Origin of the sequence: Agromyces sp. GXQ0307, assembly GCF_044769845.1 — a bacterium.
Lineage (GTDB): Bacteria > Actinomycetota > Actinomycetes > Actinomycetales > Microbacteriaceae > Agromyces.
Map to the genome: position 1 here is coordinate 500,083 of NZ_JBIZVY010000004.1, position 6,420 is coordinate 506,502.

The 6,420-nt window shown below is 64.8% G+C and carries 9 protein-coding genes; 3 read left to right on the top strand and 6 right to left on the bottom strand.

Annotated features, from left to right (window positions below):
• Positions 1–366: 366 nt before the first annotated feature.
• Together ACIQH8_RS16815 and ACIQH8_RS16820 are read right to left on the bottom strand one after the other, a co-directional pair.
• Positions 367–1,605 carry a multidrug effflux MFS transporter gene (locus ACIQH8_RS16815; protein ID WP_401000748.1) on the bottom strand — a complete coding sequence of 413 codons (1,239 nt, stop codon included), beginning with the start codon at positions 1,603–1,605 and terminating at the stop codon, positions 367–369.
• Between the two features lie 519 nt (positions 1,606–2,124).
• Positions 2,125–2,943: a hypothetical protein gene (locus tag ACIQH8_RS16820; RefSeq protein ID WP_401000750.1), complete on the bottom strand. Its 819-nt coding sequence runs from the start codon at positions 2,941–2,943 to the stop codon at positions 2,125–2,127.
• A 510-nt stretch (positions 2,944–3,453) separates the two neighbouring features.
• Between ACIQH8_RS16820 and ACIQH8_RS16825 the strand changes: the two genes are divergently transcribed.
• Positions 3,454–3,855 carry a hypothetical protein gene (locus ACIQH8_RS16825; protein ID WP_401000752.1) on the top strand — a complete coding sequence of 134 codons (402 nt, stop codon included), beginning with the start codon at positions 3,454–3,456 and terminating at the stop codon, positions 3,853–3,855.
• Between the two features lie 176 nt (positions 3,856–4,031).
• On the opposite strand, the gene ACIQH8_RS16830 is transcribed toward ACIQH8_RS16825, so the two are convergent.
• Complete coding sequence (locus ACIQH8_RS16830; protein WP_401000754.1) at positions 4,032–4,292, bottom strand: Txe/YoeB family addiction module toxin; 261 nt, start codon at positions 4,290–4,292, stop codon at positions 4,032–4,034.
• Entirely contained in the window at positions 4,289–4,540 is a 252-nt protein-coding gene (locus tag ACIQH8_RS16835; protein ID WP_401000756.1) for a type II toxin-antitoxin system Phd/YefM family antitoxin, read from the bottom strand. Before ACIQH8_RS16835 ends, ACIQH8_RS16830 begins: the two co-directional genes overlap by 4 nt.
• Before the next feature lie 171 nt (positions 4,541–4,711).
• Here ACIQH8_RS16835 and ACIQH8_RS16840 point away from each other — a divergent pair, with 171 nt between their 5' ends.
• Positions 4,712–4,942 (top strand): hypothetical protein, encoded by a 231-nt coding sequence (locus tag ACIQH8_RS16840; protein ID WP_401000758.1) that lies wholly within the window; start codon positions 4,712–4,714, stop codon positions 4,940–4,942.
• Between the two features lie 16 nt (positions 4,943–4,958).
• Here ACIQH8_RS16840 and ACIQH8_RS16845 read toward each other — a convergent pair whose 3' ends face one another.
• Entirely contained in the window at positions 4,959–5,246 is a 288-nt protein-coding gene (locus ACIQH8_RS16845; RefSeq protein ID WP_401000760.1) for a hypothetical protein, read from the bottom strand.
• 93 nt (positions 5,247–5,339) lie between these two features.
• Here ACIQH8_RS16845 and ACIQH8_RS16850 point away from each other — a divergent pair, with 93 nt between their 5' ends.
• Positions 5,340–5,771 carry a hypothetical protein gene (locus ACIQH8_RS16850; RefSeq protein ID WP_401000762.1) on the top strand — a complete coding sequence of 144 codons (432 nt, stop codon included), beginning with the start codon at positions 5,340–5,342 and terminating at the stop codon, positions 5,769–5,771.
• 61 nt (positions 5,772–5,832) lie between these two features.
• Here the strand turns inward: ACIQH8_RS16850 and ACIQH8_RS16855 are convergent, their stop codons facing one another.
• Complete coding sequence (locus ACIQH8_RS16855) at positions 5,833–6,276, bottom strand: cyclase (protein ID WP_401000764.1); 444 nt, start codon at positions 6,274–6,276, stop codon at positions 5,833–5,835.
• Between the last annotated feature and the right edge of the window lie 144 nt (positions 6,277–6,420).

Below are 6,420 nucleotides of genomic sequence, written 5' to 3' on the forward strand. Positions count from 1 at the left end.
ACCTTCTGTACCCCGATGCACGACCGCGCTCCAGAGTCAGGCTCGCGTCAGTCGGCAAGCCGCACCCAGAGCGCGTCGCAGATCGCGGCCCAACGGCACGCGCGTCAGCGCGGGCACCGGGAATATCCGCCGCGGTCAGTCCCGGAACGCCCTTACCACGTGCTCGATGAACAGCTCGAGCGCGCGCTTCGTCCGCTATGGGTCACGCAGTTGTCCCTCCAGAGGCTGAACTCGCTAATGCCGAGCACGTCGAAGTGGCGCAGCGTCGAACGTGCGGTAGTAGCGGTTGACGGCCTCGGCCTCGGCCTCGGTGCGACATCCGGTTGAGAAACCCTGCGGCGCTCACATGCGCGGTCCCGGCTGGCGCTATTGGCGTTGAGCAGGTTGCCACGGTCGTAGGAGATACATGAGTGCCCCGATGCTCACGCACGTTGCGGTCAGCATGTACGCGGACATTGGGGCAGCACTGGTGATGGGGAAGAGCCCCAGAATGGGTGAAAGCAGTCCCGCCAGCCCGTAGTTCAGTATCCCGAGCACGGATGCGGCGGTTCCGCTCTGTCGGGCGTGATCTCGAAGGGCGATGAGTTGTACACAAGGAACGCAGAGCCCTCCGAACGTGATGTACAGGAAGACGGATCCGAGAACGAATGCCGGATTGTCGTTATGGCCCCAGACAAGGATGGAGACCAGCGCTGCAGCCATGAGCGGCAGTGCGACGAGCAGGATTCTCTGCGGATCGATACGCTGTGCCAGGCGTGCCGCGGACTGTATGCCAATGACAACGCCGACCGAGTTCGCGGCGAAGACCAGTCCGAACTGCGCGGGTGCGAATCCGAACACCGTCTGCACTAGGAACGGGCTTGAGGCGAGGTAGGCGAACAGAGCGGTGAAGTTCATCCCACCGATGAGTGCCGCGCCCCAGAAGCGTCGATCCCGGAAGACGGCGATGTATCGTGCACGGTACGTAAGGACGACCGCGTGGCCATCGGGGAACCGCAGACGCGATGTTTCAGGCACCGTCGCTGCCAGCGCGACGAGGACGATAAGACTGAACCCGGTGAGGACGGCGAAGATGGCGCGCCATCCGCTCAACTGCTGGATCTGGGCACCGACGACGGGAGCGATGATGGGCGCGAGGCCGGTAACCAGCGCGAGCTTGGATAGCAGCACGACGAGCGGCGGGCCGCCGTATAGGTCTCTGGCTATGGCCAGAGCGACCACGACGCCCGCGGCCGCGCCGAAGCCTTGTAGCACCCGCCCGAGGAGCAGGAGGGTGATGGTCGGCGACGCAGCCACCAGGGCGCTGGCGAACAGATGAAGCGTAATTGAAGCCAGGAGTGGCCGCCGTCGGCCATGGCGGTCGCTTAACGGTCCGACGACAGCCTGCCCGGCGGCGAAGCCCACAGTCGTTCCCGCGAGGGTCCATTGCATTTGCGCGGCTGAGGCGTCGAGAGCCTGCGCCATTGCCGGCAAGGCTGGCAGGTACAGGTCTATGATTCGGCCTGGGTTTGGTTCCGTCCTCTGATTCAGGATGGATGACCACGTGTCGCAATCCGGGCTCATCAATCGGCCGATCGCGGTCGCGGTCGCGGCGACCGGGGGCATAGGCCAGGAACCTCGGGCGCGGTCGCGTCTCTCGGCAGAGCGAGGGGCGGGCAGCACAGTTGAGCGGGGTCCGCTCACGGAAACAAACTGAATCACTAACCGTGAGTAAACCGTGACTCGACGAAAACAAATCGAATCGACATTCGTCGATCTTGTGGCAGAAAACGTATCTGATCAGGCCAAATTCACGAAGAGCCGATGACGGGAATCGAACCCGCGCTGTCTGCTTGGGAAGCAGAAGTTATCCAGTAGTGATTCACTCGCCTTCACTCGGGCTCACGAGCCCCGGAATCACGCGGAAGTGTGAACTCGAGTGAACCACCGTGATCTCGATTTTGTGACTATTAAGTGACTACGAGGGTGCCGCCGGTGCCGCGATTGCGAGATCGGAATCGATCCCTCGGCGTTCTCGACGAGTCTCGCACGGCGCCGGCAATCGACAAGATGCATCTCCTGAGCGTGACGCGAAGCCGGGGCCCTCGGCATCTGCGAACGACGCTACGTCGGCATCTCCGCGGATCATGCTCGGCGCGCCCGGCGCGCGGAAGCTGCCTTGTTCCTGACATTGAGTGCTGTTGAGACTTCGTCGGGAGTCGACAGGCCGTCCCGAGTGGCCACGAGGCTGAGTAGCCGGACAGGCGCTCCGGCCCGCGCGGCCGCCTCGAACTTGTGGTGCCCGTCGAGCAGGAAGTGGGTGAGAGTCCAGTGCCAGTACCAATCGGCGCCCTGGTCCATCGCCGGTGCAGTGACATCAAGGATCGAGACGGCGACCGCGGTCGGCAGCAGACCGGATGAGTCGCGGTCGGCGTAAGACTCGACGCCAAGCGGATCGTTCCACGACGGCGGCACCATCGGTACGACGAACTCGTAGAGGTGCGCCTCCTCGCCCACTGGCGCTTCGAAGGTCCGGTAGTACGGCGTCTGCGGGTCCTGCGCCGGGCCCCAGTAGGTGTCGAGTTGCTCATGTGCGAAGTAGTCGCGTTCGCCTCCCGGTTCGACAAGCTGTGGCGTTACGTCGAGCAGGATCGGAATGTACTCGCCCTCGGGCAGGAGACGGGCGAATGATTCCACCACCTCGCGATCGATCGCTGGCAGCCCCGTCCGCAATCGCTCGGCGAAAGCAGACTCCGGGACGGGCAACTTGCCTTCGGCCGGCAGGCGCTCGAAGAGGAACGGGCAGGTACCACACCAGTGGGAGAGTTCGAACCTAGGCTCACCGGCGACGCGGAGCACGCGCAGCCCAACCCCGGCGCCGTCCGGCTTGGGCGCCTCTTCGAAGCCCAGCGCGGAACCTTCGGCGACACCGAGCCGCTCCACGTCGGCTCGATCGAGGATCATCCCGACTCCGTGATCGCCACGATCTCGGACGATGGGCGTCCGAGCGGAAGCAGCTTTCCGCCGCGACCGACGGCGCGAAAACACCATGGCCTCATTCTCAACCAGTTTCCCGTCGACCGTCCCGTCGCGGATACCGATCGCAGCGGGACGTGCTGCAAGATGGTCGGTGGCCAACTTCTTCGGGCGTCGACGCGAAGTTCTCTGGCACGTCGAGCAGTATCGAGGCCAGCGCTCGGTTGAAGTCCAGGCGACGCAGCTGGAGGGCAACGGAGTCACGAAACGCAGCGAGCAGAAGCGGATCCTGGCCGAGTGGGTCGAGTTCCTGAGCGGTTCGACCACACGCATCACGGAAACTGAACCTCGTCTCTCGAGTACCGCAGGAGTTCCTCGATGCCGTCGGCGGACAGCATCAGCTGAAGTCGCTTGCGGTGAAGTGGGCCCTATTCGGACCTGAATCTCCTGCTTTCGCTGAAGGAGCTGCGCACGCTTTCGCTCGGCGGCGCCCGCGCAGTGACGGATCTTCGGCCGCTGGCGTCCCTCCACGAGCTCCAGACGCTTGTGATCGATCAGCCCTTCTCCGCCAGCAACCCGGAGGTGATCGGACAGCTTCAGTCGCTCGTGAGCCTGGCGTTCGGCAACGGTCATCTCGGTTCGGACCGCACGCTCGACGTGGCCGATCTCGAATGGATTAGTCGGCTCACGAACCTCCGAACCCTTCATCTGCCAGGGACCCGCCTACCGGCCGAACAGCTGACGACGCTTGCGAAGCTTCCCAGCCTCGTCGAACTCGGTATCCCACTTCGCCGCGCATACAGGAAGACGGTGTTCGACCTCGCAGCCGGCAATAAGGCTTTCGCCTACCTCGCGCGGGAGTATGAAGGGCTTGACTCGCTCCGAGCAACTTTGCGGTGATCGCCCCTTGCGGAGCCGCCCCGCCACACGACCCGGTAGTGAACGAATGTGACCGAACGGGCGCCGGCGATTCTGTGCCGTTGAGGGATCGCTCGTGCGTCGCCGGCGGACCGTCCGTGCGTCGCTGGCGGACCGTCCGTGGGCGCTGCGGTTCCGTGCGGGCGCGGTCGCCCACCTCAATAGTGGTCGCGGGCTTGCAGGATGACGATGTGGTCGTCCGTGACGTAGTAGACGAGCCGATTCGTCTCGTCGATGCGGCGAGACCACGCACCCGAAAGGATGTGCTTGAGCGGCTCCGGCTTCCCGATGCCGGCGAACGGGTCACGGAGCACGTCGGCGATCAGGACGTTGATCCGCTTGAGCGTCTTGCGGTCTTGCGTCTGCCAGTAGACGTAGTCCTCCCAGCCGTTCTGATCGAACGCGAGCGCGCGGGTCACGCTTCGAGGAGGTCGTGCTGCGCGAACTCGCCGCGACGCGCCCGCTCGATCGCGTCCAGGAGCCGCTCGGCGTTGGCAGGGTTGCGCAGCAAGTGAGCGGTCTCCGTGATCGCGTCGTAGTCGTCCTTCGACATGATCACGGCGTTGCCGTGTCGAGAGACGACCTCGACTGCGGTGTGATCGTCGTTGACCTGCTGGATCAGGCCGAACAGGCTCTTGCGCGCCTCGGTCGCGGTGATTGCCGACATGTCCGCCCCTTCGAATTTGTGGTACGGAATAGTGTACCACTCGGGATGGCTGTCACCTCGCCGAGGGACGACTTCCGGACGCGTGGGCATCTGTTCGCCTCGTGGTCGCGGTAGCGTGCTCGGATGCCCATCCGTGCTGGCGCGTCGCCGGTCGCATGGTAGGTGTTGTCGGTGAACGTCTGGTTGTTCCTCTACGGAGTCGTCTTGTTGGGGCTCGGCGCGTTCATTCTTCTCAACAAGGAGCGGATGCTTCGGTTCGCCCAGAAGCACCTGCGTCGAAACGTCGGGCAGCTCGGGAGAGACGTGGCCGATGCCGGTAAGCCCGGCGCCATGACCGGGCCCGGCATCGGCGTGGTGGCCATCGGCGTAATCGTTCTCGTTGAGGCGTTCCGAGTCGCATAGCGGGATCGGCTTCGCGCTACCTGCGTCCACCGCGGCCCTCGCCTGCGGCGAGGACCATGAGCCAGGCCAGGAAGCCGAACATGCCGATTCCTGCAAGCCCTACGAGCCCGAACAACCCGACGAGGAACAGGGTCGGGGCTCCTGACCAACGTCCTTCATCGACAGGGATCAGAACGTCCCCATCGACGGACGTGTAGAGGAAGACCGCGAACCACCACGACCCCACCGCAATCGCGAGAACTCCAACAGCACCAAGCGCGATGGCGAGGAGCGAGCCATCCTCGTTCTCCCGGCGTCGCCTCATTGCAGCAGCGTAGCCGGGCGGGCGATGACCGCTGAGGGATCGTCTGTGCGTCGGCGTCAGACCGATATCCCGAGCGTCGTTACCATCAATCGCGTGTACACACCGGAGCACCGCGCGCTCGTCACGAGCTTGGAGGCATCGGCGCTCGACGCATGGGGCCCGCGGGCGCTGCTGTCATGCCTTCGTCACCTCGGCGACGAGGCAGGGCTCGGCCAGAAGGTCAGCGTTCAGGATGCGTGGGCGTTCGACGACGGCTACTGCCTGATCTACCAGTCGCCGTGGGGTCCACCGGTCGGAGTTCGAGTCACGTCCAGCTCGACGGAGGGACGGCCCCCGTTCTGGTACCAACACTGGCTCACCTCCGACGCCGGGTTCGGCCCCACCCCTGAAGAGGCGGGTCGTGAGTTCGCGGATCTCGCCATAGGCGAGCCCCTCGGGTCGATCGTGGACTCGCTGGTCTACGACCGGCACGGGCTCGGCTGGTGGGGCGAGGCGCCACTGCCCCCGATCCGGCCGACGAACTGACCAGGAGAGCCCAACCCCCTGGAGACGGGCTCGAGGATCCGCGTCGAAGGATGGGCAGTGATCAGTCGGTTGCCGCGATGTGGGCGTTGCGCTTCTCGATGAGACGGCGCAGATACGGGCCGATCACCAGTTCCGCGATCGTGCCGAGCGGTCCGAACGGCGCAGCGAATTTCACCCGATCGATCATGAGCGTGCCGGACCCGTCCGGTCGGAACTCGTGCTCGTGCCGGAACGAGCGAAACGGCCCACGCAGCTGCTCGTCGACGAAGTACTCCGGTTCCGTCATTGCGGTGATGCGGCTGGTCATTCGGATCGGCACCCCGAAGTGCCATGCCCGCCAGGTGACCTCTTCGCCTTCGCTGATCAGGCCTGATGTGATGCCGGCGATCGCGCGCTCGCGCGAATGCGACATGGACGCCATGTGAAGGTCGATGCTCCGAGAGCGGTCGAATGTCTCCTGCACGCCGGCGGGCACGTGCGTCCGGCACTCGAACTCGACGGTCACAGCGATCAGTGTCCCACCGCGGGCGAGTCGATGAGTCGAGGCGCATGACCGTCCGCGACGGCCGATAGGGTCTGCTGCACGGGTAGGTGACACCTGAGCTGTGGTGCCGTGTGGCGCTGCTGGGAGGATGTCTTCATGCCCAAG